General features: G+C 60.5%; 25 protein-coding genes and 1 tRNA gene. 21 read left to right on the top strand and 5 right to left on the bottom strand.

The window, feature by feature from the left end; all coding sequences use genetic code 11:
- Positions 1–29: 29 nt before the first annotated feature.
- Positions 30–1,349, bottom strand: a complete 1,320-nt coding sequence (locus tag ACZ48V_RS10875; RefSeq protein ID WP_464539055.1) for a GTPase family protein — start codon at positions 1,347–1,349, stop codon at positions 30–32.
- A gap of 298 nt (positions 1,350–1,647) precedes the next feature.
- Between ACZ48V_RS10875 and ACZ48V_RS10870 the strand changes: the two genes are divergently transcribed.
- The 3 genes from ACZ48V_RS10870 (at position 1,648) to ACZ48V_RS10860 (ending at position 4,600) form a co-directional block, all read left to right on the top strand.
- A complete protein-coding gene (locus ACZ48V_RS10870; protein WP_464539053.1) occupies positions 1,648–2,304 on the top strand; it encodes an energy transducer TonB in 657 nt (218 codons plus the stop codon).
- 360 nt (positions 2,305–2,664) lie between these two features.
- Positions 2,665–3,933, top strand: coding sequence for a DUF4236 domain-containing protein (locus ACZ48V_RS10865; protein ID WP_464539051.1), 1,269 nt, complete (start codon positions 2,665–2,667; stop codon positions 3,931–3,933).
- A 217-nt stretch (positions 3,934–4,150) separates the two neighbouring features.
- Positions 4,151–4,600, top strand: coding sequence for a CBS domain-containing protein (locus tag ACZ48V_RS10860; RefSeq protein ID WP_464539049.1), 450 nt, complete (start codon positions 4,151–4,153; stop codon positions 4,598–4,600).
- Positions 4,601–4,691: 91 nt separating this feature from the next.
- Here ACZ48V_RS10860 and ACZ48V_RS10855 read toward each other — a convergent pair whose 3' ends face one another.
- Positions 4,692–5,420, bottom strand: a complete 729-nt coding sequence (locus ACZ48V_RS10855; protein WP_464539047.1) for a polyprenol monophosphomannose synthase — start codon at positions 5,418–5,420, stop codon at positions 4,692–4,694.
- Positions 5,421–5,801: 381 nt separating this feature from the next.
- Between ACZ48V_RS10855 and pdhA the strand changes: the two genes are divergently transcribed.
- The 3 genes from pdhA to ACZ48V_RS10840 all read left to right on the top strand — a co-directional run bounded on the left by pdhA (position 5,802) and on the right by ACZ48V_RS10840 (position 9,532).
- Positions 5,802–6,980: a pyruvate dehydrogenase (acetyl-transferring) E1 component subunit alpha gene (gene pdhA / locus ACZ48V_RS10850; protein WP_464539045.1), complete on the top strand. Its 1,179-nt coding sequence runs from the start codon at positions 5,802–5,804 to the stop codon at positions 6,978–6,980.
- A 72-nt stretch (positions 6,981–7,052) separates the two neighbouring features.
- The gene (locus tag ACZ48V_RS10845; protein ID WP_464539043.1) at positions 7,053–8,039 is read left to right on the top strand and encodes a pyruvate dehydrogenase complex E1 component subunit beta; all 987 of its coding nucleotides are present in this window, start codon (positions 7,053–7,055) and stop codon (positions 8,037–8,039) included.
- Between the two features lie 116 nt (positions 8,040–8,155).
- The gene (locus ACZ48V_RS10840) at positions 8,156–9,532 is read left to right on the top strand and encodes a pyruvate dehydrogenase complex dihydrolipoamide acetyltransferase (protein WP_464539041.1); all 1,377 of its coding nucleotides are present in this window, start codon (positions 8,156–8,158) and stop codon (positions 9,530–9,532) included.
- 212 nt (positions 9,533–9,744) lie between these two features.
- Here ACZ48V_RS10840 and ACZ48V_RS10835 read toward each other — a convergent pair whose 3' ends face one another.
- Complete coding sequence (locus ACZ48V_RS10835; RefSeq protein WP_464539039.1) at positions 9,745–10,083, bottom strand: tRNA-binding protein; 339 nt, start codon at positions 10,081–10,083, stop codon at positions 9,745–9,747.
- A 274-nt stretch (positions 10,084–10,357) separates the two neighbouring features.
- On the opposite strand from ACZ48V_RS10835, the gene ACZ48V_RS10830 reads away from it, so the two are divergent.
- Positions 10,358–11,176, top strand: a complete 819-nt coding sequence (locus ACZ48V_RS10830; RefSeq protein WP_464539037.1) for a metallophosphoesterase family protein — start codon at positions 10,358–10,360, stop codon at positions 11,174–11,176.
- Positions 11,177–11,337: 161 nt separating this feature from the next.
- Here the strand turns inward: ACZ48V_RS10830 and pckA are convergent, their stop codons facing one another.
- Positions 11,338–12,933 carry a phosphoenolpyruvate carboxykinase (ATP) gene (gene pckA / locus ACZ48V_RS10825; RefSeq protein ID WP_464539035.1) on the bottom strand — a complete coding sequence of 532 codons (1,596 nt, stop codon included), beginning with the start codon at positions 12,931–12,933 and terminating at the stop codon, positions 11,338–11,340.
- Between the two features lie 352 nt (positions 12,934–13,285).
- Here pckA and ACZ48V_RS10820 point away from each other — a divergent pair, with 352 nt between their 5' ends.
- From ACZ48V_RS10820 to ACZ48V_RS10805, 4 genes are all read left to right on the top strand, one after another.
- Positions 13,286–14,116 (top strand): UbiA family prenyltransferase, encoded by an 831-nt coding sequence (locus tag ACZ48V_RS10820; RefSeq protein ID WP_464539033.1) that lies wholly within the window; start codon positions 13,286–13,288, stop codon positions 14,114–14,116.
- Positions 14,117–14,241: 125 nt separating this feature from the next.
- Positions 14,242–15,633 (top strand): tRNA lysidine(34) synthetase TilS, encoded by a 1,392-nt coding sequence (gene tilS, locus ACZ48V_RS10815; protein ID WP_464539031.1) that lies wholly within the window; start codon positions 14,242–14,244, stop codon positions 15,631–15,633.
- A 95-nt stretch (positions 15,634–15,728) separates the two neighbouring features.
- Entirely contained in the window at positions 15,729–16,319 is a 591-nt protein-coding gene (gene hpt / locus ACZ48V_RS10810) for a hypoxanthine phosphoribosyltransferase (protein ID WP_464539029.1), read from the top strand.
- Between the two features lie 178 nt (positions 16,320–16,497).
- A complete protein-coding gene (locus ACZ48V_RS10805; RefSeq protein ID WP_464539027.1) occupies positions 16,498–16,713 on the top strand; it encodes a hypothetical protein in 216 nt (71 codons plus the stop codon).
- 983 nt (positions 16,714–17,696) lie between these two features.
- On the opposite strand, the gene ACZ48V_RS10800 is transcribed toward ACZ48V_RS10805, so the two are convergent.
- A tRNA-Arg gene (locus tag ACZ48V_RS10800) sits at positions 17,697–17,772 on the bottom strand.
- A 163-nt stretch (positions 17,773–17,935) separates the two neighbouring features.
- Between ACZ48V_RS10800 and ACZ48V_RS10795 the strand changes: the two genes are divergently transcribed.
- The 10 genes from ACZ48V_RS10795 to ACZ48V_RS10750 all read left to right on the top strand — a co-directional run bounded on the left by ACZ48V_RS10795 (position 17,936) and on the right by ACZ48V_RS10750 (position 25,361).
- Entirely contained in the window at positions 17,936–18,919 is a 984-nt protein-coding gene (locus ACZ48V_RS10795) for an alpha/beta fold hydrolase (RefSeq protein ID WP_464539025.1), read from the top strand.
- Positions 18,912–20,120 carry an aminotransferase class V-fold PLP-dependent enzyme gene (locus ACZ48V_RS10790; RefSeq protein WP_464539023.1) on the top strand — a complete coding sequence of 403 codons (1,209 nt, stop codon included), beginning with the start codon at positions 18,912–18,914 and terminating at the stop codon, positions 20,118–20,120. The genes ACZ48V_RS10795 and ACZ48V_RS10790 overlap by 8 nt, the downstream gene beginning before the upstream one ends.
- A gap of 323 nt (positions 20,121–20,443) precedes the next feature.
- Complete coding sequence (locus ACZ48V_RS10785) at positions 20,444–20,989, top strand: CIA30 family protein (protein ID WP_464539021.1); 546 nt, start codon at positions 20,444–20,446, stop codon at positions 20,987–20,989.
- 85 nt (positions 20,990–21,074) lie between these two features.
- Positions 21,075–21,611 carry a peptide-methionine (S)-S-oxide reductase MsrA gene (gene msrA / locus ACZ48V_RS10780; protein ID WP_464539019.1) on the top strand — a complete coding sequence of 179 codons (537 nt, stop codon included), beginning with the start codon at positions 21,075–21,077 and terminating at the stop codon, positions 21,609–21,611.
- Positions 21,612–21,682: 71 nt separating this feature from the next.
- The gene (locus tag ACZ48V_RS10775; RefSeq protein ID WP_464539017.1) at positions 21,683–21,916 is read left to right on the top strand and encodes an SEC-C metal-binding domain-containing protein; all 234 of its coding nucleotides are present in this window, start codon (positions 21,683–21,685) and stop codon (positions 21,914–21,916) included.
- 171 nt (positions 21,917–22,087) lie between these two features.
- The gene (locus tag ACZ48V_RS10770; RefSeq protein WP_464539015.1) at positions 22,088–22,279 is read left to right on the top strand and encodes a hypothetical protein; all 192 of its coding nucleotides are present in this window, start codon (positions 22,088–22,090) and stop codon (positions 22,277–22,279) included.
- A gap of 288 nt (positions 22,280–22,567) precedes the next feature.
- Positions 22,568–23,557, top strand: coding sequence for a helix-turn-helix transcriptional regulator (locus ACZ48V_RS10765; protein WP_464539013.1), 990 nt, complete (start codon positions 22,568–22,570; stop codon positions 23,555–23,557).
- 114 nt (positions 23,558–23,671) lie between these two features.
- Entirely contained in the window at positions 23,672–23,947 is a 276-nt protein-coding gene (locus tag ACZ48V_RS10760) for a hypothetical protein (RefSeq protein WP_464539011.1), read from the top strand.
- Positions 23,948–24,035: 88 nt separating this feature from the next.
- A complete protein-coding gene (locus tag ACZ48V_RS10755) occupies positions 24,036–24,704 on the top strand; it encodes a CRISPR-associated endoribonuclease Cas6 (RefSeq protein ID WP_464539009.1) in 669 nt (222 codons plus the stop codon).
- A 27-nt stretch (positions 24,705–24,731) separates the two neighbouring features.
- Positions 24,732–25,361, top strand: coding sequence for a transposase (locus tag ACZ48V_RS10750; RefSeq protein WP_464539007.1), 630 nt, complete (start codon positions 24,732–24,734; stop codon positions 25,359–25,361).
- The last annotated feature ends 8 nt before the right edge of the window (positions 25,362–25,369 follow it).

Raw genomic sequence — 25,369 nt, 5'->3', positions numbered from 1 at the left:
GAGTAGTGCCTGATGAATAGCACAAGCGTCTAAGAGCCTGTGTGGGAGCCGTTCGATGACCCCTGATCGTCGATCAGGGCGTCGAGGTTGCGGGCTTCGGCAGCCCGCCGCGCCTCTTCGTGCGCCGACTCGAAATGCGCCTGCATGTCGCCCTGCTGATCGGTAATGAAGTAGAGCGTGGCGGTTTTGCCGATCGCCAGCGTAGCCGCATACGCCACACTGGCCGACACGGCCTGTCCGTATCCCGGCACAAACTGAACCAATGCGCGGGCGGCCTCGCGCAGCATGAATCCGGCGCCGACGTTCACGCCCGCGGCTGTCAGAAACTCGCGGGCTGCGCTCATGTCCATACGGCGCCCACCCAGGTAGCCAACCGACATGACGAGAAGCACCTGCGCGGTGGTGATCGGGGCGATGTCTGCAACGGGGGTTGGGGTGGCGGCGATACCGGCACACACGACTGCAGTGCTCTGTGTGAGGCGGTTTGCGAGCTGTTTTTGCAGGGCCTGCATGCGCGAGAGACGCGCAAACTCGACCTGTGCCTCGTCGGGGAGCTGCGTGATGAGGTATTCCACGAGTGCTTCGACATTCCACCGCGTATCAGCCCGTCGGCGCCCGGTCGCGTCCCACGACTGATAGAGCGCCACGCCAAACGTGCGCAGCACCGCGTCGGCCAGCGTCGGGTACGACTGCATCTTCTCGGTGAGGTGGGTCTGGATCGTCTCGATGCGCTGCATCTTCTCATCGAGCTCATCCGGGTCCTCATTTTCGGGACGGTGCAGCTGCACGTATTGCGGCTCAACCAGATCGCAGTGTGTCACAATACCCACGATAGGAGGCAGATGCCCGTGAAGCTGCTTCGCGTCGTGCGCGAGCGACGAAAGCGCCTCCAGGTCGGCATCGATCGCGGCATCAACCTCCTGTGCTTTAATGAGAAAAAGCAGCACATCCGGTGCGGTCTCCTGCATGGCCGCGCGGATCGAGGCCTCCGGCGAGGCGGCCGCATCCACCTCATTCGGATCTGACCCCTCTTGTAGCCCGCGTGTGTCGAGCATCTCGATGGTGCCGAGCGCGCTCTCGTAGGTGTACCACTGCGCCGCTCCCGTCTGGGCGGTCTCGTGGCCGACTGTTGCGACCTCTTCCCCAAAGAGCGCGTTGATGAGCGACGACTTGCCGCTCCCGCGACGTCCGACCAGCGCGAACCGGGCCGCGCGTTTTTCCAGCAGCAGCGCGCGCAGTTCAGCGATGCCGTCGCGCACCTTCCCGAGCAGACGCCCCGGGACCTTGTCGAGGTGATCTTCGAGGAGTTTCAGCGTATCCAGCAGCGGGCGGCGCGACGAGTCAGACATGGCGAGGGATAGCAGGGGCCTAGGCAGAAAGAGGCGAACAGGCGCTCAAGAGTGCAGGCGCATCTGAATCTGCAACTATTTACGATACCCTGGTCTGCAAGTTGCCTTAGACACCTTGGATGCCTGGCATGCAACGCACGCAATGTATCACACGCAATGTACCGATGCACTGGGCACAGCTGTAGGCCAGCGAGCAAACACACGCGAAACATACGTGCAACCGTTCCGTAACCCCTCATCGAACATTCAAATAGGGCAAAGCCCATTCGTACCGCGTTTTCCCGACAGAATACCCACTATGACATCTCGTAAGAAGCCCGAAGCGGATCTGCAACGCGACTATCCGCTCTACATACAGATCGGCATGGTCGTTGCCTTGCTTATCCTCGTTGGAGCGTTCAACCTGAACTACGACTCCCGAGGCGACTTCCAGGTGATGCTCGAAGAGCAGGATGTCGTTGAGATGGAAGAGATCCAGCAGACCGAGCAGGAGGTTACGCCGCCCCCGCCCCCGCGTCCGCCGGTGCCGCTTGAGGTACCTAACGACGAGATCATCGAAGATCAGGATATTGACTGGGACAGCAGCCTCGATCTCGACCAAGCCCTTGATACCGGGCCACCGCCTGCCCCGGAGGAAGAGGAAGAAGAGGAGCAAGAAATCTTCATTGCGGTTGAGGAGAGCCCTGAGCTCATCGGTGGCATGGAGGCGCTCTACGACGAAGTAAGTTATCCTGACTTTGCCCGCCGGGCTGGAATTGAAGGCCGTGTGGTTGTGCAGTTTGTTGTCGATGAAGAAGGCAACGTAACCAACCCGCGTGCCCTGAGCTCCCCGCATCGCACGCTTGAAGAAGAGGCCATTCGTGCCGTGAGCCAGATGAGGTTTACACCTGGGAAACAGCGCAACCGCGCCGTACGAGTGCAGATGTCGCTTCCGGTTGTCTTTCAGCTGAACTAACAACCGAGCCCCGTCCTATGCGGAGCCGCCGTTCCGCGGGGTAAGGTAAACGTACACACGCTACGTAAACGCGCCGTCCAAGCAGTACGCTTGGGCGGCGCGCTTTTTTTGTGGGCGGCCCGAATTCAAAATCATGCTCACAGGTCGTAGCGCGCTGCGTACTTCGTGTTGAGTCTGCATAGGGGGATGCCGGAGAAATAATGGCTGCAGATCAGCAGTATTGCGAAACAGCAACAGACTTCGTTACCCGTATTCGACTGTATTCTCGCAGTGAGGGACCATGTGCCCCGGACCATGTGCTCCCACGTATGAATTGAAAAGTCTGCTCTTCTCTCTTCAGTATCTGTCTCGCGTCGACATATGGCATTCTATCTCCGCAAGCATTTCAACATGGGGCCGCTTCGCATCAACCTCTCGAAAGGGGGTATGGGCCTCTCGGCCGGGGTCACGGGCGCTCGTGTCGGGCTCAACCGCAAGGGTGTTTACGTACATGGCGGACGCCACGGCCTGTATTACCGGAAACACCTCAAGAAAGGGCAGCGAGGTAGAGGAAAGACTGTGCCCGGGCAGCGGGCCCGTCGTGACGACGGCAAGGCAGAGCTCTTCGTGGATACGGGCGCAGCGTACCCGGCGCCGTTCACGCCCGAAGAAGCCCGTCCGCCAGAAGTCGACCTGCCAGCCCTTCCATCGCTATCGCCGCGTCTGGGGTATACGATAGGTATTGGTCTCCTGCTGTCGGTGGTGCTGCTGGTCGTCGCCCCGCCAGCAGGGGGGATTGCGCTGTTCGCTACCGGGGCCGAGGCGATCCGATTTGGATGGATGCGCTCTCGGCGCAACCGCGCTGCCCGTGTGGAATGGGAGAACGTACGTGAGGCCCTTATCGACCAGAATGACGCGTCTCCCCTGCTCGATACGCTCAACCACGCGCTCGGCCCTGCACAGCGCCGGTGGCTACACACGCGCTGCTATGCCCTGCTACTCGACCGGCTGATCGAAGACGGTGACGTGGTAGATGACGATCTCGTGGCCCGTTTCGAAGACGATGCCGCCGTTCCCACGTCTCTACGAAGCACGCTGAAGCAGGTTATCTTTGCAGAAGTCGTCGACGCGGTCGTTGAAGACCATGTACTGACCGAGGAAGAAGAGGAGGCGGTCGACGCGTTGACAGATCGGCTTGGGCTAAGCCAAAGCGACATTGCAGCTGAACGAGCCATGCTCAACGCGCTTCGTGCTGAGCGCGAAGTCCATGCTGCTCCGCTCACTCCTGTTACCAGCAGGGTGTCGCTCAAGCGGGGCGAGGAATGCTACTACGAGACCGAGGCTCGTTTTCTTGTAGAGCGTGTGCAGGAGCGATTTCAGCGCAATAATATCAAATATACGGTTCGCGGGCTGGAGGTCGACATGGAGGGCACGCTGTACCTTACGGACCGCCGCCTGCTGCTCGTGGGCGATGGAACCCGATCGTACCGGCTGCGCCGCGTCCTTGATGAAGAGCTTTCGCTTCATGACAACACCCTGCGTCTTACCCTCGACGAGCGCGTGTCGCAGGTCATCATCAGCACCCCCGATACCCATGTGCTTGCGGCCCATCTCACAAAAGTGCTACGCGAGCACCATGGTGGTGCCTGAAGAGGTACAGGTTCGAAAAGATGTATAAGAGGGCATCTATAACATAGCATCTACAGCTGCGAAGAACGCACAAGCCCCAGGATTACAGCAGGCGACTCCATACTTCAGTGAACAATGCGACAGCCACCTCATATTATCTACACATTCAAGTTCACTGATCGTTCATCTTTTTGACTAAATCGGCAGCGCCCTACGTAGCGTGCCGGGGGAATCAACTATGGAAACGCTTCCAGTCTCAAGCTTACTTGGCCAGAAAGGACGCGAGGTCATCACGACTACGCCGGAAGCCACCGTGCTTGAAGCGATCGAAACGATGGTCGACCACAACGTTGGGTCTATCCTCGCAATGAAGGCAGATCGAATCGCGGGTATCTTCACCGAGCGTGACTACCTGCGGCGTATCGTGCTGCAGGGACGCACCTCTGACACGACACAGGTTAAAGAGGTGATGACAACGGATGTGGTTACGGTGCCGCCGCGTTGTACGGTCGGGGAGTGCATGGAGCTTATGACCGCTCACAAGTGCCGCCACTTGCCTGTTGTGAACGAAGACGGTACGCTGCGCGGACTGGTATCGATTGGCGACTGCGTGAAGTACGTCTCGGAGCGTGCTAAAAACGAGGTAGAGTCGCTCAAGTCGTATATTGCAGGCGGCTACACGGGATAAGTGTATCGACATCCAGAAGCGACCGGCCTTCAGACCAGCGCTGCGCGTCCGTATCCATTATGGCCAGACGGCGGCCAAAGAAGAGCAAATCCTAAAGCCGCCCGATCCAGTCACGCAGGCGCAGTTCCCACACCTTCCAGGCGGCTTCACGTACGATCGCCTTGCTCATCTTAGACTGTCCTTCGCTCCGCTCGGTGAAGATGATGGGGACCTCCTGGATGCGAAAGCCAGCGCGCCATGTGCGAAAGTGCATCTCGACCTGGAACGCGTAGCCGTTTGAGCGCACGCGCTCCAGGTTGAGGTGGGCGGGTACGCGCCGGTGGAAGCACTTGAACCCGGCTGTTACGTCCTTAATGGGCATGCAGGTGATCGCACGCGTGTACATACCCGCCCCATACGAGAGCATCAGGCGGGGAAGCGGCCAGTCAATAACGCGAACGCCCCCTACATAGCGCGACCCAATGGCGAGGTCGGTTTCGTCGGCGGCCACGGGCGCAATGAGGCGGGGCAGATCGTTGGGGTTATGTGAGAGGTCGGCATCCATCTCGCAGATGCAGGTATAATCGCGCTCCAAGGCAAACTGAAAGCCTGCCCGATATGCCGATCCGAGTCCTTGCTTTCCGCTGCGCTCTATCAGAAATATCCGGTTCGGATGCGCGGCCTGGACGTCTTTTACGAGCGTAGCCGTCCCATCCGGAGAGCCGTCGTCAACCACGAGCGCATGCAACGCACCCGGCTGTTGCATCACCTGATGCAACACGGTCCCGATCGTCGCGGATTCGTTGTATGTAGGGATGATGACCAGGGTAGAGGAAGACACAGGCAGTGAAGAGTCGTTAGGACGACAGGATCGGGTAGCGGCGGACGTTGCAGGTGCGGCAGGCCGGTTGCAGTGCGGGCATGTTCGCAGAAAGTAGCAGGCACACAGGCCAAGCGCAATCACAGATGGATGCGGGTGGGTTGACAACCTGCACGTTGGTGCTGTATTTTAATCGAATGCTGCATACAGGGCGAGCGGTCCGGCAACTCCGCAAAGATCGATAGGAAACGCACCTGATTTCGAAAGGAACCGAAACCGTACGATGCAGGGGCTCTTAAAAGGGCTGGCATATACGCAAGCCACTTCCCAACCGGTTGCTGGCTTACGGTTTCTGGCTTAGCGCCCCACGCTATACATCACCTGGAAGATACGCATACGACTATGGCATCGAGTAAAGAGGTAGCAGAAGAAAGCAACGCCCAGGACGCCGCCAACGACGCGTCGGCTGGCGACGGTGTCGCTGAAGATACCCCCAAAGGGCCATGGACAGAACAGTCCATTGCGATTCCATCCGGCCCAATTACGGCGGAGTACAATTTCAATACGTACCCGGCGGATGCATACACGCACGAAGATATCGGGGCGGATGAGGATGAGCTCCTCGAAATGTTCAGGAGCATGATGCTGCAGCGCCGCTTCGAAGAGCGCTGCCGCCAGCAGTACCAGAAGCAGAACATCTCCGGCTTCTTGCACCTCTACATCGGTCAGGAAGCCGTGTCGACCGGGTCGGTTCACGCCATTCGTCTCGGAGAGGATTCGGTGATCACGGCCTACCGCGATCACGGAATCGGCCTGGCGATGGGCTTGGAGCCCGGGCCGGCAATGGCCGAGCTCTTCGGGAAGAGCACTGGATCCTCACGTGGAAAGGGCGGATCAATGCACTTCTTCGATCGCGAACAGCGGCTCTTCGGGGGGCACGGGATTGTTGGCGCGCACGTTCCCCTGGGGGCCGGCATCGCCTTTGCACACAAGTACCGCGGCGAAGACAATGTCTGCCTATGTTTCCTCGGCGACGGAGCCGTGCATCAGGGCGCCTTTCACGAAGCGCTGAACCTTGCTTCGCTCTACGACCTGCCGCTGGTTACCATCATTGAGAACAACCAGTATGCGATGGGCACGGCCGTAGACCGTGCCGCGGCGGAGACGGATCTCTTCAAACAGGCGCTCTCGTACGACATGCCCTCGTCGCTGGTTAGCGGGATGGACGTGTTCAGCATGAACAAGGCGGTGCAAGATCATGCCGAAATGGCCCGTAACGGACAGCCATCGCTGCTGGAGGTGCGTACGTATCGCTACCAGGGCCACTCGATTAGCGATCCGGCTTCTTATCGCAAGGAAGGCGAGCTCGACGACCGTAAGAGCGAAGACGCCATCGTGCGCCTACAGCGCTATCTAACGGAAAACGACATCGCGACCGACGACGAGCTCGATGCGATCGATGACGAGCTGAAACAGATTGTGCTCGACGCCATCGAGTTTGCTGAGGAGAGCGACTTCCCTGACGAGAGTGAGCTCTATGACCACGTATACGCGCAGGAAGACTACTCCTTCCTCAAATAAGCGCGTTCCCACCACCGGCGTACCTACGCCACGCATCCCAACCGATTCTAATCAACGACTGATTTTTCCCTGATGGCTGAACTGCAATTACGTGAGGCAATTCGCGAAGCAATGTCCGAAGAAATGCGTCGCGACGAGAACGTGTTTTTGATGGGCGAGGAGGTTGCCGAATACAACGGAGCCTACAAAGTGAGCAAAGGGATGCTCGACGAGTTTGGCCCCGACCGTGTCATCGATACCCCAATCAGCGAGCTCGGATTTGCCGGACTTGGCATTGGGGCTGCGATGAACGGGCTACGGCCTATCATCGAGTTCATGACGTGGAATTTCTCGTTTGTCGCCTTCGACCAGGTTGTCAATAACGCTGCAAATATTCGCTATATGTCGGGCGGGCAGTTCGGTACGCCGATCGTGTTCCGCGGGCCGAACGGCGCTGCCGGACAGCTGGCTGCTACGCACAGCAACTCGGTCGAAGCCATCTACGCCAACTTTCCCGGTCTGAAGGTCATATCGGTTTCCAACCCCGACGACGCCAAAGGACTGCTCAAGAGCGCTGTGCGCGATGACGATCCGGTGCTGTTCCTTGAAAGTGAACAGATGTACGGCTTGAAGGGAGAGGTCTCTGACGATGAGGACTACACGCTGCCGATTGGTAAAGCGCGTGTGGCCCGTACCGGTGGCGACGTGACCATCGTGGCGCACAACAAAAGCTACTGGCTTGCAATGGATGCCGCAGAGCAGCTGGCCGAGCGAGGCTACGAAGCGGAGGTCATCGACCCACGCACTATTAAGCCGCTCGACATTGAAACGATTGTGGAGTCGGTTGTAAAAACAAACCGCCTCGTCATCGTCGATGAGAGCAACCCGTTTACGAGCTTTGCAAGCGAGGTGTCGCAGCAGGTGCAGGAGCGTGCCTTCGATTACCTGGATGCGCCCGTGACCCGCGTAACCGCTGCCGATACCCCATCACCGTACGCCCCCAACCTGTACAAGGCGTATATGCCGAGCGCTGAGGAGACCGTGGAAGCATGCCTGAGCGTGCTCTACGCGGATGCCTGATCGCAACTGCGGTTATTCGCGGTGGCAGCAGAGCTTTCAAACAGCCTGTGCCGCTCCGCATCCCCCTGTACCACCCATTCTGTTGATACTCACCCGCTGCACCTACGCAACTGCCTATGGCTATCACGATAGAAATGCCCAAACTGAGCGACACCATGGAGGAAGGTGTCCTTTCTGCCTGGCTCGTCGACGAGGGCGATGCTGTATCGGCTGGCGATATTATCGCACAGGTCGAAACCGACAAGGCAACCATGGACTTGGAGGCGTTCGATGAGGGCGTCTTGCTCAAAAAGATGATTGACGAGGGGGATGCAGTGCCCATCGGCGATCTGATCGCGGTGCTGGGCGAGGAGGGCGAAGACATCTCGGACATCGTGGGTGGCGATGCGGCAGGCAATGGCGCGGCCGATGAGGCCTCTGCTGCGGCGTCCGGTGAAACGGCGCCGTCGGAAGACGCTCCTCCTGAGACGGCGGATACAGCTTCTGCGGCCGTGGATGCTCCCTCTGGCGATGGCTCGCTGCAAGATCGCACCCCCGACCCTGTGCCGGCGCCCACCGATGCGAGTGGCGAACGCGTGAAGGCGTCTCCTCTCGCGCGCCGGGTCGCACAGGAGCACGCCGTCGACCTGGGTACCGTCGAAGGAACCGGTCCGAATGGGCGCATTGTGCGCCGCGACGTGGAGGCGGCTCTTGCCGAGCAAGAGGCGGCCCCCGAACCAACCGAAGCAGCAGCCGACACCTCGGCCCCCGAGCCTGCTCCGCAGCCGCAACCAGCGGAGTCGGTCAAGATTGATGTGGGATACGAGACCGAGCCGATCTCACAGATGCGCAAAGCGATTTCGCGGCGCCTGGCGCAGAGCAAGTTTACGGCCCCTCACTTCTACCTTACGATCGACGTTGACATGGCGCGTGCGGCGGAGGTGCGCGCGGAACTCAACGAGCTTGCTGAAGCGAAAGATCGCTCGCGCATCTCGTACAACGACCTGATTACAAAGGCGTGCGCACTGGCGCTGACCGAGCATCCGTACGTGAATGCCTCATACCACGCCGACGAAGGGGAAATCCGCCTCTACGATGACGTGCACGTAGGCATTGCCGTCGCAATCGATGAAGGGCTCATTACGCCGGTTATCCGGAACGCTGGTCAGAAGGGCCTTACGCAGATCGCTGAAGAGACGAGGACGCTCGCTGGCAAAGCGCGCGACCGCGAGCTGCAGCCTGAGGATTACGAAGGGGCAACGTTCACAACGAGTAACCTTGGGATGTTTGGAATCGAGGAGTTCACCGCGATCCTGAATCCGCCCAACGCGGCCATTCTGGCTGTAGGTGGCATCCGCGATGAGCCGGTTGTCGAAGAGGGCGAGATTGTCCCGGGCAAACGCATGAAGGTCACGCTCTCGTGCGACCATCGCGTGGTCGATGGCGCGGTGGGAGCGCAGTTCCTCGATACCATGCGCGGCTATCTCGAAGACCCGATGACGATGCTGTTATAGCAGAGCACTCCCTGTTGGGAAGATCCATCTAATACGCAACACGCACGCCGCAGCCCGAAGCACGATGCTTTCGGCTGCGGCGTTTCTTGTTGGAGAATAGATAGCGTGGAACGGACTGGCGGCGCACACTCTCGCCTGGAAACCAATTCCCAAACAGGCTCTCAGAGTGCACTCACTGCTTCTCTACATACGAAAAGCATGCGGAGTAGGCCCTACACAAGCCGGGCGCCGTCAGGGACATCAGCGTCTGGAGTAGAGAGCACCACCGCGCCGTCATCGCGCCGAAAGCCTGTTACGAGGCACTCCGACATCATCGGGCCAATCTGCTTGGGCGGGAAGTTGACCACGCCCACAACCTGCTTGCCCTGTAGCATCTCTTCCGTGTACAGATCCGTGATCTGCGCGCTGGACCGTAACGTACCGATCTCGGGCCCAAAATCGATCGTCAGTTTGTAGGCCGGAGTGCGGGCCTCCGGAAAGTCCTCCACGTTTATGATCGTGCCCGCACGGAGATCGACCTGCTCAAATTCGCTCCACGTGATCGTACTCATATTATCGTGTCGTTGGTAAAAAATACGGGATGCCTACGTTCGTGCTGTCCGCATGCCAGCAACATCGGCAGGCGGTGCCTGATGAAGATGAAGCATGCGGTAAGAGAAAGCGTTCGGGCTGCGGCTGGTTCGAGAGGGATTCGGTGCGGTGCCGTATGAAGGTGCGGGAGAGCCGCTACCAGGATGCACTGAAAAGATGCACCGAACCGTGTTTATGCGACTCCGTCTGAATATATCATCGCCCACAATCCGTTATCTTGCAGACAACTTTTGCATGGCTTCTGCGCCCTACACCATTGCCCACTGCTCTGATATTCACTTCGGAAAGATTGCGCATACAGAGGTGGTGCCGGCCCTGGTTAACGACATCAACGCACACGACGTTGACATTATAGCGGTGAGCGGCGACCTCACGCAGCGTGCCCGAACAGGCGAGTTTCAGGCAGCCGTAGCCCTAATTGAGCAGTTTGAAGCGCCTGCTCTCGTAGTCCCCGGAAACCACGACGTATACCCCTGGTGGCGTCCGTATCGGCGCCTGTTTACGCCGCTTCGTAAGTATCGGAGGCTTGTACAAGACGAGCTTGCGCCGGAAGCAGTAGACGGCACCATCGCCATGCTGGGACTTTCGTCGCCGCACGGGGCTACCGTCAAGAGCGGACGTCTGCCTGCGGCGGCGCTCGATACCATGCGCGACTTTTTTGATGCGCACGACAATAAGTTTCGGGTGCTGGTGGTGCACCACCACCTGACGCGTATGCAGGAGCTGGGGCGCCACGACATCGTCGGGAATCCTGATGAGGCGCTTGGCGCAGCGGCCGAAGCCCGCATCGACCTGATTCTCTGCGGTCACCTGCACATCTCGCACATCGAGTCGGTCGATGTGGTCCCCGGTGACCACCGTGTTGTTGTAGCCAGTGCCGGTACGGCGACCAGCAGTCGCGGACGCAAGTCAAACAGGGGGATTAACTTTTACAATGTGGTGCGCGTCGAGCACGGCACGTTTTCCATTGAGGAGCGCCGGTACAACAAGAAAGCCAGACAGTTCGAGACGGTACGTACCACTTCGTTTGAGCGTGTGGGCGTGTCTTCATAACACCAATGGAATAACACCGATGGGCCGTTGCATCCCGCGTAAACAAATACAAAAGGGCACCCGCCGCAGTGGACGGATGCCCTTCGGAATAGACATGCGTTGGCACGTACTGTGCTTCTTACAGCTGTTCTCAGAGCCGTTCTCACAGCCAACTGCTGCGCCTACACGCTGGGGGCAGCTGCTTCTACGCCGTTTGTGACGTAGTCAGCATACGTCTTGAAGTTATCCGCGAACATCTGAGCGAGCTGGTTTGCTTGCGCATCGAACGCCTCTTTGTCGCTCCACGTGTTGCGCGGCTGCAGGATCTCATCGGGAACGTTCGGAACGTGGGTGGGCACGTGCATCCCGAACACCGGGTCGGGGACTGTTTCGACGTCGTTCAGCTCATTTTCGAGGATGGCGTCAACCATAGCCCGGGTATAGGGCAAGTCGATGCGGGATCCGGTGCCATACGGGCCGCCTGTGAGCCCGGTGTTAACGAGCCAGCACGTTGCGTTGTGCGTGCGGATCTTTTCGCCCAGCAGCTCAGCATACTCGACGGGGTGCCGCACCATGAACGGTTCGCCGAAACAGGTGCTGAACGTCGCCTTAGGGGCACGCACGCCTCGTTCGGTGCCGGCTACCTTAGCCGTGTAACCCGATAGAAAGTGGAACATCATCTGCTCAGGTGTCAGGCGCGACACCGGTGGAAGCACGCCGAAGGCATCGTACGTCAGAAAGATCACGTGGTCGGGATGCCCGCCCTGGCCTGAGTCTGATGCATTGGGGATGTAGTCAATCGGATACGACCCGCGTGTATTCTTCGTGATGGTGTCGTCCGCAAAGTCCGGACGGCGGGTCTCCGAATCCACAATAACGTTTTCGAGAATCGTGCCAAACCGCTCGGTGGTAGCGTAGATCTCGGGCTCTTGCTCGCGCGTAAGGTCGATCATCTTGGCGTAGCAGCCGCCTTCAAAATTAAACACGCCATTATCGCTCCAGCCATGCTCATCGTCGCCAATCAGCGTGCGACTGGCGTCGGCCGAGAGCGTCGTTTTGCCGGTGCCCGAGAGACCGAAGAAGACGGCGGTAGTGCCGTCAGGATCTTCGTTGGCCGAGCAGTGCATGGGCAGCACGCCGTCGGAGGGGAGCATGTAGTTGAGTACCGAGAAGATGGACTTCTTGATTTCGCCGGCATAGTGCGTACCACCGATCAAGACCAGCTCTTTCTCCATGCTTACGAAGATGGCAGCCTCAGAGTGCGTGTTGTCGCGCTCAGGGTTGGCCTTGTACGAGCACAGATTGAGAACCGTAAAGTCCGGCTCGAAGCCCGAACGGTCTTGCTCGGGACGGCGCACAAACATATTATAGGCAAACAGGCTATGCCAGGCCTTTTCGGTGATGATACGCACAGGCATCGTATAGTCCGTATCGGCACCGGCGTACAGGTCTTGCACAAACAGCGGTTTGCCGGCGGCATGCTCGGTGAGACGCTGCTGCAGGTGGTCGAACGTTTTGGGGTCGGTCGGCTGGTTTACCGCGCCCCAGTTGATTGTGTCAACGTTTGAGGCGTCGCGCACGATGAAGCGGTCTTTGGGACTGCGGCCTGTGTACGGCGCCGTGCGCGTAAGCAAGGGCCCCTGGTCCACAAGCTGGCCTTCGTCGTTAGCCAGAGCCATCTCGTAGAGCACCGGAGGCTTCAAATTGTAGTAGATCGGGCCCGTATCCGATAGGCCCAGCGCACGAAGGTGCGAGGTTACGTGGTCAGGGACAGTCATGATCGTGGGGAATGGATTTGCGTTTGAGGGGCGTAAGCGAGTGTTACGCATCCGAATTATGAGATACACTTCTCAAGAAAGCGCTTCCAAGGTACTTTTGCGACACCTCAATTGAACTAAATGTGAATATAGACTAACGTTGCGCTGCATTTGCTGTGAACATTGGATGCGCCGCAGGAGGTCGAGCAGACGCATGCCTGCCGCGTACTGCATGCCGAATCCATAACGCAGGGTTGTCCGTTTCAGAAAAGCAACTTGTTTTCCGCTGTTTTATTCTGTGGCTGCAGTGCGTTCCCCGTCGTCTTCTGGCACCGCGTCGTCTACAGGTAGATCGTCTGCATGGCATCGTTGGATGCGAAGCGATCCGCTTGTCGTTGCGGGTATTGCGGCAGCACTGATTGCGAGCACCTCGGTGCTGGTCGGGCTGCCACTCGAAGCGCCTGTGCTGTTTGGGATACCGGCAGGCGTGGCGCTGGTGTATCGCTTCGATCGTACGAACCGGGCTGCTACCGAAGACCGGCATCAACACCATGATCGCCGTCAGTGGATACAGGCGCATCCGTACTACGTAGGAGCGACGACGGCGCTTTACGCTGCTGTAGGCGGGGTGGCCTTCTGGATGCTTACGCCGGGGGCTCAGGTGGCGGCAGCAGTGCTGGTTGCGCTGGGTGTGCTCTACGTGTGGCCGCTACATGGCTGGCGGCTCAAGCGCATCGGTACAGCAAAAACGATTGTCGTTACACTGGCCTGGAGCGCAGGCGTTACCGTGCTTCCTCTGCTCCACGTAGGCGAAAGTGTGGGCCCATGGACACTCGTAGGACTCTCTGTGTACCGGGCGGGGTGGCTCTTTCCAAACATCCTATGCAGCGACTGGGCCGACCGTGCATCTGACCTCAGGGCGGGACTTACGACGCTCGCGCACCGCTTGGGCCACCGTGGCGTGCAATACGCAGCAGCCGGGTCTGCGGGGCTTGCGGTGCTGGGGGCCGTTGGCGCAGCATGGGCCACGGGCGAGCCGCTGTGGGTTGCCGAGTCGGTTGCAGCCTCCGGGCTTGCCCTCTACGTGCTCAACTGCCCGAAACACCCCGATGCAACGTACCGGCTGACGCTTGATCTGTATATGGCGCTCCCGGGCGTTATTGCGCTGATGGGTTGGGCTGCAGCGCGGACGGGGGGGCTTTAGCATAATCCCGCCTTACGATTACACGCAGCCTGCAGTCTTTCACGATCCCCAAAAGGAAGAGCAGGGCGCAAGGAGCGCCTCAGTGGCACATACTTTCTTTTCCAACAGGTTAGATGCATCGCTTCATGATTACCCGTGACGCTACCACCCGTGACGCTTCTATTCAGCGCGCTGTATCCTCGGCACTTGGCACGACGAACCTGTCCGATGAAGCGTCTGTCGTGGTAGGCGCCAGCGGCGGCATCGATTCGATGGTGCTCAGCCATGCACTCGCAGCCAGCGGTACGCCAGGGGTGCTCGTGCATGTAAACTACGGACTGCGAGCCGGGGCCGATGCCGATGCGGCGCTGGTGCGGTCATGGGCGCAGGCGCATGTGCCCGAGTGGCCCGTGGTCATCCACAAGGCCGAGGCGCTTACAGGTAACACGCAAGATGCCGCGCGCCGCCTACGGTACGACTTGCTACACCGGGTGGCGGTCAATTACAACAGTCCGACTGTCTGGGTGGCGCACCACCAGCGCGACCAGGTCGAGACGCTGCTACTGCACCTGCTACGTGGCACCGGTCCGCGCGGACTGGCCGGTATGCCCAGGGTGCGCCCCATAAAGCGCGGTGCAGACGTGCAGCTGGTGCGTCCGCTCCTGCACATCTCAAAGGCGGACATTCGGGCCTATGCAGAGGCACATGATGTGCCGTATCGGGTTGACCCGACCAACCAGAGCGATCGGTATGCGCGCAACCGCATCCGAAACGAGGTCTTGCCGCTGCTGGCAGACATTGCCCCGGATGCTGAAGGGCGCATCGCCAACGCTGCCCAGCTCATGCGCGCCTACGTGGAGGAGCACTGGCAGCCTCAGGTAACAGCACAATTCGACGCGGCCTATGACCCACATCCTACCGGCGGAAGGCTGTCGCTCATCGCACTGCGTGAGGCGTCGGCCGTCGTACGCACAGCGCTGATCCGGATGCTCATAGAGCGTACCGTGCCCGAGGCGCCCCGGACGCAGGCGGTAGCGCAGGCGGTGGCGCAGCTGGTGGATGCGCAGGTAGGGCGGCGTGTAGAGGTGGGGCAGGCGGCGGTGTGGCGTACCCGCACGCACCTGCGTCTGGTAGCGGATGCGCCCGAGATGCCCAAGCCGCACCCGGTTCTCCTGGACGGAACGCCTGTGGTGCTTTCTACGGGGACCCTGCGCTGTACGCGACATCAAGGCCCGCTGCAAGGGGGGCTCGACCGGGGGCCGCATCAGATTGTGGGGGATGCGGAGCGTCTGCATCCCCCTGTAACCATCCGCCCCTGGACCCCCGGCGACCGGATGCAGCCGCTGGGAATGCAAGGACACAAGACCGTGAGCGACGTACTGACCGAGGGAGAGGTAGCCCCGCCGGAGCGTCCGTACCAGCTTGTAGTGGAAGACCGGGAGCGGATTTTATGGGTGGTAGGCCACCGTATGCACGAGGCGTTTCGTGTAACCGCTTCCACGAATGAATACGTAATAATGCAGTGGCAGCCGGTGTAAGGAGAACGTCCCCTACCATTTTTGCGATACGCTGTATACTTTTACAGTGTATACTTCGATGTAAACGTCCTTGCTCACAACAGCCCTCTTTACTCATGGCCACCACGCGCGACTTAACCGAGACCGCTCCTCCGCCAACGGACGAGACCATCACATGCCAGGGAGAGCAATTTCGGCTATACCTGACCGATGAAGCCATCCAGAATCGTCTGCGAGAGATCGGGACGGCCATTAGTGAGGAGTACAAAGGGCGCACGCCTATCCTGGTGAGTGTGCTGAATGGGGCGTTTATGGTGACGGCTGATCTGATGCGGTACATCACGATCGACTGCGAGATCGACTTTATGAAGCTGTCGTCGTACGGCGATGAGAAGGTGTCGAGCGGTAATGTAACTGAGCTGAAGCGCATTGATGCCAATCTGCAGGGGCGCGACGTGATCGTGATCGAAGATATTGTCGACACTGGGCTTTCGATGCAGTTCATTCTAAAGAAGATGCAGGTGCATAACCCAGCCTCGCTGCGTACGGTAACGCTTCTGCATAAGCCTACGTCAAACAATACCGATGTGACGTTGGACTATGTTGGATTCGACATCCCGGATCTGTTCGTGATCGGTTATGGGCTTGACTATGGCCAGATTGCGCGCAATCTGCCCCATATCTACATTTTGGATGAAGAGGAGTGAGGGAGCGCGTTAGGTAGCGTCTGAAAACGCCCTGCGGACTGCGCGCCGTCGGGTAGCAGGTCCCCGCACCGTTGGTTTCCAGCGATGTGTTTCCAAGAACAAGCGCTTTGAACGAGGACCCTGTCTGCTACAATGATTGGCCTCCCGATTGCAAAGCGTTCTGAAGGGCGTTCAGTGGTTGAACAAACGGCGGGGACGAGGAACGTACGCGAATGACTGTGTACCGATTGTCGGACTGGTCGGTCGTGAGACCGGATCGCCCCGCTTCCAGGTCTGCCCCGACACAACAACTACAACGCTCCAGGAGGTCGTTACCGAAGAAGCTGGTGAAAAGGCGCTCATTTACACCGATGAAGACCGCTCCTCCCTATGGCTTGAAGATGAGAGGGGATAACATGACGACGAACCGCGAGAACGGATGGCGATCAACCACTCCACTAGTTGGGTGGCTGACCGGGACGGGGGTGGCGTTCGAGAGGTGCACGTGAACGATCGAAGGCATTTGGACGGGCTTACGGAACCCACTTTGGCTGTTTCGAGGCGTACACAAAGACCACCTATCCGGGTATGTCGCAATGTTTGAGTTGGCCTTCCCCCACGACCACGTGCGTCCCGATATGCTACAGCGCATGTGTGGACTGTAGCTTCCCTGTAGACTTAGAACCTGTTTTGATTTCTTAATTTGGGCTGCGATCGGCTCTGCTGGACTGGGGCCGAAGGTCATGCCCCTGGTGCAAATTGCCCCCAATGTCGGCCCGTAGCCCCGGCTACGAACCTCCATCGAGGTCCAATTTTCGCTGCGGCGGCGCTCGCTCTCGCCTACAAACCAAAACCCAAACAGGCTCTAAGGACCACCCCGCCCTTCGGGCACCCCTCCTTTCCGGCTGCGCCGGTAGGAGGGGAATCTGAAAAAGCATCTCCTGACGTGTAGGAAAACGAAAGGAATCGCATCCCGAGAGATTCATTCACTGTGTCATTGCGATACACCGAAGAGAGCGCGGCGCCCCGGCCGTAAGGAAGAAGTGCCCCTGGGGGCAATCTCATGTGTCGCTGTTTGGGGCGGACTGCCTTGGTGGAGCGTAGAGATCGCCACGTTCGTCGCCTGCGCTCCGTCCTCGCGATGATAACCCCGGGTAAGGCTGCCCACCATGTCATTGCGAGGAGCGGTAGCGACGCGGCAATCTCATGGGTCGTTGTTCGAGGCAGACTGCCTTGATGGAGCGCAGAGATTGCCCCCCAAGAGTACTCGTTCGCTGCGCTCCTTCCTTGCGATGACACCTGGAGAGCTGTCGCGTTGTGTCGGTAACGGAGAGAGGCGGCCTACCTTGCTACCTTGAACGGTGTCATTGTAACCCCAGAAGAAACGATCGGACGCTGTGGTACCCCTGCCTGGACTCGAACCAGGATTCCGGGCTTAGGAGGCCCGTGTTCTATCCAGTTGAACTACAGGGGTATGTTGATCGGGGGCAGGAAGGCTACCTCGGGGAGATCCGCCGCGGGGGTGTCGGCGCCATCGCAGATGGCTTTTTCCGGTGCTTCGTATCTCTACGGAATCCCACGCTGCAGGTTGCCAGTAGAGGCGCACCCGATATCTGCTCACGCTTTTCTGCAATGCCATGGCCTCTTCTTCGTTTCCCCGCTGGCTCCGCTGGACGACTGCCGGGGCGGCCTCGGCTGCGCTGGCGATCTCTGCCTACCACCGCAGCTTGCCACCCTCGCACACGCTCGACCCGGCGCTCAATGCGAACACGCGCACCCTGGAGTCCTCGCATGGGCGCCTGCATCTCTACCATCGCCCCGGCACAGGCGCGCCGCTGGTGTTTCTGCACAGCTTCAACGCCGTAGCCTCGCCCATGGAGATGCGTCCGTTGTTCGAACACTACGCCGCGGCCACCGACCGTCCGCTCTGGGCGCTCGACTGGCTCGGGTTTGGACGCTCCGAGCGGGCCGACCGCAGCTACGACCCTTCCGTCTACCAGGACGTGCTCTATGACGTGCTCACCGACGCCGTGAAGGCCCCGGCCGATCTGGTGGCTTGCTCGCTCGGCTCCGAGTTCGCCGCGGCCGTTGCCCTGCAGGCCGCTACGCAGGTGCGGCGCTGCGCGCTGATTGCGCCGACGGGACTCTCCGCCAACCGCGGCCCGTCGCCGTTCGGGCGCCTCGCCGTTAAAACCGCAGCTTCGGTAGGCGGCTTCACCGGACCCTACTTCTGGCTCACGCGCCCCAAATCGCTGCGCCGCTACCTGGCTGCGCAGGTCTTTCTCGACAACGAGGTGCCGGAGGCGCTCGTGCGCTACGGTGCGCAGACGGCCCGCATTCACGGCGCCCCGTATGCGCCGCGTCACTTTGTAGACGGATCGCTCTTTCAGCGCGATATCGACACCGAGGTCTACGCCCGGCTCTACCGGCCCACGCTCATCCTCACACCGCAGACGCCCGACACGACCGTGCAGCGCTTCGATCGGCTGTCTGCGCTGCTCAAGAAGAACCCGCGCTATCTGCATCACGCCGACGTACCCGGCGGACTCCTTCCGCACTGGGAGCGTCCCGAGCCCACTCTCGATGCCCTCGATGCCTTTCTCCTCGCCGATCATGACTGACAACCCTACTGCGTTCGACGTTGCACGGGCCCGCGCTGATACGCCCGGGTGCACCAACATTCTTCACTTTAACAACGCAGGAAGTGCGCTGCCGCCTGAACCGGTGCTTACCGCGCAGACCGAGCATCTGAAGCAGGAGGCTCGCTTTGGCGGATACGAAGCCGCCGACATGGCCGCCGATCGTCTCCAGCATACCTATACCGCCCTCGCGCAGCTGCTGGAGGCTGATGCAGAAGAGATTGCCGTCGTTGAAAATGCCACGCGCGCCTGGGACATGGCGTTCTACGGACTCGACCTGCAGCCCGGCGACCGCATTCTGACTACAGCGGCGTCTTACGCCAGCAACTACATCGCGATGCTGCAGCGCGCCGAGGCGACTGGAGCCGTTGTCGAAGTGGTGCCGGCCGACGCCCACGGCCAGATCGATACCGCCGCGCTGCGCGATATGATCAACGACCGCACCGCACTCATTGCACTCACGCACATCCCCACAAACGGCGGGCTCATCAATCCAGCTGAGGAGGTGGGCGCCATTGCGCAAGATGCCGACGTGCCGTTCTTGCTGGACGCGTGCCAGTCCGCCGGGCAGGTGCCGCTCGATGTAGAGGCGCTCGGCTGCACCATGCTCTCTGCCACCGGACGCAAGTTCCTGCGAGGGCCGCGCGGCACGGGTTTCCTGTATGTGCAGCGCGACTGGATCGAGCGCATCACGCCGCCGCTGCTCGACCTGCACGCGGCCACCCTCACCGGCCCCGACACGTACCGCATCCGCTCCGATGCGCGCCGCTTTGAGAACTGGGAGGGCCACGTAGCCGGCAAAATTGGGCTGGGCGTGGCCGTTGAGTATGCACTGTCGTGGGGGCTCGATGCCATCGCTGCGCGGGTGCAGCACCTGGCCGGGCAGCTGCGTACGGCGCTTGCCGACGTGCACGGCGCTACGGTCTACGACCTGGGCGTGCGCAAGAGCGGCATCGTGACGTTTGGCATTGCCGGGTGGGAGGCGGCAAAGGTTAAGCACCGCCTGCGTACCGAGGGCATGCATGTATCTGTGAGTACGCCTTCGTCTACGCTCCTCGATGCTGAGGCCCGCAACTTGCCCGATCTGGTGCGTGCGTCGGTGCACTACTACAACACCGAGCAAGAGATCGAGCGCTTCGTGGCTACGCTCCAGCAGCGCTTCCCAGCACAGGTGCATCGGTAGCGAACACCCGCCTCAGACGCCGCGTCTGGACGGGGGGGTTGTTCCTTTTACAGAGATGAGGAGTTCCCACCTCAGTCATTGCAATGACGTCATTGCGAGGATGTGGAGAACCATTCCCGTCTCGCGCCATTGTGCAACTGCAATTGCCAGCGAGAAATGCCCAAATTGCGACGTTGTATGATGCGTGTCTGCCGTGGCGCGGCTACGGTGGGGAGACCTATCACGGCGCGACGGGCATTCGAAGACCGTCTGGCGTAGCGCATCTGGCACCCGGTGGACCCGCAAGCGAATCCGTATTCAACCCGCATCTATCCTACCTCGACATGCCGCTATCCTCTGCATCCCTCCAGCCCATAATCGACCAGCCGGGCGACTGGCAGTGTATCAACGACCCGGTGATGGGGGGCGAGTCGACCAGTGAGGTGGTGCAGGCGGAGGCGGGCGTGCTGGGCTTTCGCGGGCGTGTGTCGCTAGCAAATGGAGGCGGATTTGCGTCGGCGCGTGTGACGCATGCGGCGGACCTGTCGGGGGCAACCGGGCTGATGCTGCGTGCGCAGGGTCCGGTGCGCCGCTATCGCCTCACGCTGTTTACCGAGGCGGGCGGGCGCATCAGCTACCGCGTGTCGTTCTGGACGACGACGCAGGCCGCCTGGCACTACCTGCCGTTTGCGCGGCTCCGGGCTATGCGCCGTGGACGGGTCCGGGCGGATGCGCCGCCGTTCGATCCATCGGGGGTGCGCGCTATCGGGTTCTTGATCGGGGATAAGCAGGCGGGCGATTTTGCGCTGCATGTGCATGCGATTGCGCCGTATGGATGCCGGCACGCAGCGGACGCAGGTGACTCAGAGGCGGGCGCAATCATGTTGTAAGATATGCGGCAGGCGGCAATCTTTCGAGGGATGCGGGCGTACGGTTCATATCATTTTACATTCTCCAGCATACAGCAACGCAACTATGGAACAGGCAACGTTGGGAGGTGGATGCTTTTGGTGCCTCGAAGCGGTTTATCAGCAGGTACGCGGCGTGGAGTCGGTCGTGTCGGGCTATGCGGGCGGATACGTGCCGAACCCGACCTACCGGCAGGTCTGCGGCAAAGACACCGGGCACGCTGAGGTGGTTCAGGTTACGTACGACCCCGACGTAGTGTCGTATCGGGCGCTCCTCGAGATCTTCTTTACGATCCACAACCCGACCACCCGTAACCGGGAGGGGGCCGACGTGGGGCCGCAGTATCGCTCGATTATCCTGCATCACAATAAGGCGCAGCAGGAGGCAGCCGAGGTCGTTATTGAGGAGCTCAACGAATCGGTCTTTGACGGCGGAATTGTGACGGAGGTAGAGCCGCTCGACACGTTCTACGAGGCCGAGGCGAACCATCAGGACTACTACGCGAGCAACTCGAACCTGCCGTACTGCCGTGCGGTCATCGATCCGAAGCTGAAGAAACTGCGCCAGAAGCATGCCGACAAGCTCAGCGGGGCGGTAGCGTAGTCCGGTCAACTCAGTCGGCTGCAATGCGTATGGGAGAGCATTGTAGCCTATAATCATTCCTCTATCTTCCTATGGCAAGCGAACCTGGACGAAACGACCCCTGTCCCTGCGAAAGCGGGCGCAAGTACAAGAACTGCTGTCGCGGTACCGATGCCTGGTATCAGAGTGGCACGGTGCAGGGCATCGCGCTTGGTGTCATGATTTTGCTCGGCGTGCTGGTTGTGGGCGGACTGCTCGCGGGCGGCGGCGCGGTAGATTGTCCACCCGGCCAGGTATGGTCGGAGGCGCACGGGCACTGTCACTAAGCTGAAAGCACACCAGGCCCCCTGCTTTTAGCGCCGCTGCGGGCCGATCTGTCGTCGGCCGACCCCTCCTGGTTTGCATCTGAGCGGGGTGTGGTATGACATACCTTCAATCGCACCGTTGAGGTATACGTAACGTCCCAGGGCACTGGGACGCTGTTGCAGTGCCCCTTTTTGTGCGACGATGCCGCTCCGCATGGTAACGCATCGCTCTGGGCGACGCAGGCCCTGCGTCGTTACGGCAGGTTGGGGGCGCGCATCTGGATCTCCCTCGACTTCGCTCGGGACAAGCGCACTGTTGAGGCATACGTAACGCCCCAGCGGCGCTGCCACGCTATGATGATCGGCGAGATCGCCGTCGATTGACCGGTTTCAGGTCTGTCCACGTACTGCCGGGATCGTTGAGCGTACAGGTCCGCGCGTGCAAACAGGGCCGTCGCACAGTCCTGCAACGCAATGCCTGCATCGCAACGTCGCCCGGCCGGGCGACGTTTCTCCCACCAAGGCAGGTTGGCACCGCATCCACCTGTACATGGAGACCAATCCTGCACGGTGGACGGGATCAACTCCTTACTTTTCAATCGCACCTTAGAGGTATACCCCGTCTCTTCGGAGGCATCTTTTCTGATCTGCTCTCTTTGCTCCCTCACTTCCATGCGAACAAAGACTCCCACCCGCGACCGGCTGCTGCACCTGCTGCGCACCGGGCACGTGCTCACGACCAAAGAGGCCGCCGCCAGGCTGGACGTAACCCCGCGCCAGGTGACTCGTGCTGCGAACGCGCTCATCGAAAGCGGACTTCCGGTCCAGGTCACCAAGGCAGGCAAGATGAACCAGTACGCGCTGCCCGAGGCCGAGCGCTATCCCGAGAGCGGAGATCGCTACACCGAAAACCAGCTCCTGGCGCTGATCGTGGCCATTGAAGCTGGACGCTCGCTGCTGCGTCCCACGCCGCTGGCCGCTCCCTTAAAGGCCGTCTACGACGACCTCATGGCACGCATCCCCGAGCAGAACGTGTTCACGCTCGACCCAGATGAAGAGTCGTCGCGCTGGCACTTTCAGGAGGCGCGGTCCGTCCCCATCGACCCCGACATCTTTGAGACGGTGCGGCAAGCGATCCACGAGCAGCGCACCATCAGCATCGACTACATGAACGCCAGCCGGCAGACCCGAAACGAAGGGCGCGTGATTGATCCGCTCGTCATTGGTCCCCAGAACGGCGCCTGGCTCTGCGCCTCCTACTGCCACATGCGCGAGGATATCCGCGACTTCAACCTGGTGGATATCCAGTCCATTGAGGTGCACGACACCCATTTTGAGCCGCCCGAGGACTTCAATCCAGTGCTGCACTTCGACAAGCGCTTTGGCGCCACCACCGGCGAAAATTCCCTCGTCCGTATCCGCGTGTCGCCCACGGTCGCGCCCTACTTTCGGCGCAAAGAATACCACCCCACGCAGCAGATCGACTATGAAGGCGAGGATGGCCACCTCATCGTGTCGTACGACGTGGAGGGGCTCAAAGATATGCATTCGTGGATCCGCTCGTGGGGCCCTGCGGTCACGGTGTTGGAGCCCGAAAAGCTCGTCAAAAAGATTCAGGAGGATGCAGAGGCCGTGGCCGCCGAGTATGCGTCGCAAGCGTGACAGATTGCGGCAGAGCGGCGGATGTATTGTTCCGGACGCGAAATGTCGCGGATCGAACGGGCGGTTTATACCTTCGTGATGCGTTCATGCCCGTTCGCTTCGCCCTGCATCACCATGCCGAATCCGTCGTCGTGTCGCTCCGCCTACGCCATCCACCTGCGCCTGCGCACCGCTGTAGGGGCCCCCGCCGTGCCGTGGATTGAGCCGCCGCTCTTCCTGCGCCGCCCCGATGGCACCCTCGAACTGCTCGGCCAGAGCACAGACCTGCTTCCCACCGTCCGCTTCGTGCTCAGCTACGGACGCTACGCCACGTTGCTTGGCGCGCCCGTACTGCAACGTGCTGTTGTGGAGGAGGCGCGGCGTATCATCGCGTGCTACGAAGATACCTGACGAGACGCCACAGGCGTTGTATCTGAAGCGCCAATCTCCTACCTTGTCAATATACCTCATCGTTTCTGCATCATATCCATCCTCTTACATGCGTCTCAACCTGACCCTCACCCCGTCCACCGAACCCGTCCCGTACGACCATCTACACCAGCTCACCGGCGCGCTCCACAAATGGATTGGTCCCAACAACGACCTGCACGACGGACTGAGTCTCTACAGCTTCGGCTGGCTCAAGCGGAGCACCGGCACGAAAGACGGCCTGCTCTTTCCAAAAGGGGCCGACTGGCGCGTCAGCTTCTACCAGTCCGAAGCCGCCAAAGCCTGCATGGACGGGATGCTCACCGATCCGGCGGTGGCTTATGGGATGCGCGTAGCCGAAGCCAAGGAGCAGCACGTGCCGTCGTTCTCAGCGTCCCACACGTTCAAGGTGGACAGCCCCGTGCTGGCGCGCCAGACCCGCGAGGACGGCAGCCGTGCCCACCTCACATGGGACGACCCGGACGCCGACGCCGCCCTCACGCGCACACTACGCACCAAGCTCTCCGCTGCAGGCCTCGACGTGGACCCGAGCGCGGTGCACGTGCAGTTCGACCGCAGCTACGCGCATCCAAAGACGAAGCTCGTGCGCATCAAACAGACCCAGCACCGCGCCAGCATGTGCCCCGTCATCATCGACGGCCCGCCCGAAGCCATCCAGTTCGCCTGGCTCGTCGGCGTTGGCGACCTCACAGGGAGTGGGTTTGGCGCGCTGCAATGACGACCACGTAGCATACCATCAGGGATCATGCCGTCCGATTACGAAAGATACCACACGCATCACCGGTCGCGCCGCCATCCCGACTGGGATTACACGCAGTCCGCCGCGTACTTTGTGACGATCTGCACCCATCAGCGGGCCCATCTGTTCGGGCGCGTGGTGGATGGGGCGATGCGCTGCACCGCCTTCGGGCGTGTGGCTGCCGAAGAGTGGCACCGCTCCGAAGCAATCCGCGACGAGGTCCACCTGGACGCCTTCGTGGTGATGCCCAACCATATCCACGGGATTGTGGTGATCGCCCCGCCAGATGCCGACGCACCGACCGACCCGCGGGGGTATGCAGTGCGCCCCGCAGACGCCCCGACGCCCCCAGATGCAGACCCCGTAACGTCGTCCGGCCGGACGACGTTACCGGACCAGCCGCGATCACCCTGCGGCCTACAACGCCGGTCCCTCGGATCATGCATCGCCGGGTACAAGGCCGCGGTCACCCGCCGGATCAACCAGATGCGCGACACGCCGGGCGCCCCGGTCTGGCAGCGCAACTACCACGACCACATCATCCGCACCGCAGGCGCCTGGCACCGCATCCGCCGATACATCGACACCAACCCGGCCCGGTGGGACGACGATACGTTTTATTCCGCATCAACCTGAAGTGATCA

Source organism: Longimonas haloalkaliphila, from assembly GCF_055379825.1.
The sequence above is the reverse complement of the archived record's forward strand: the minus strand, read 5'-3'. Positions and strand labels throughout refer to the sequence as shown.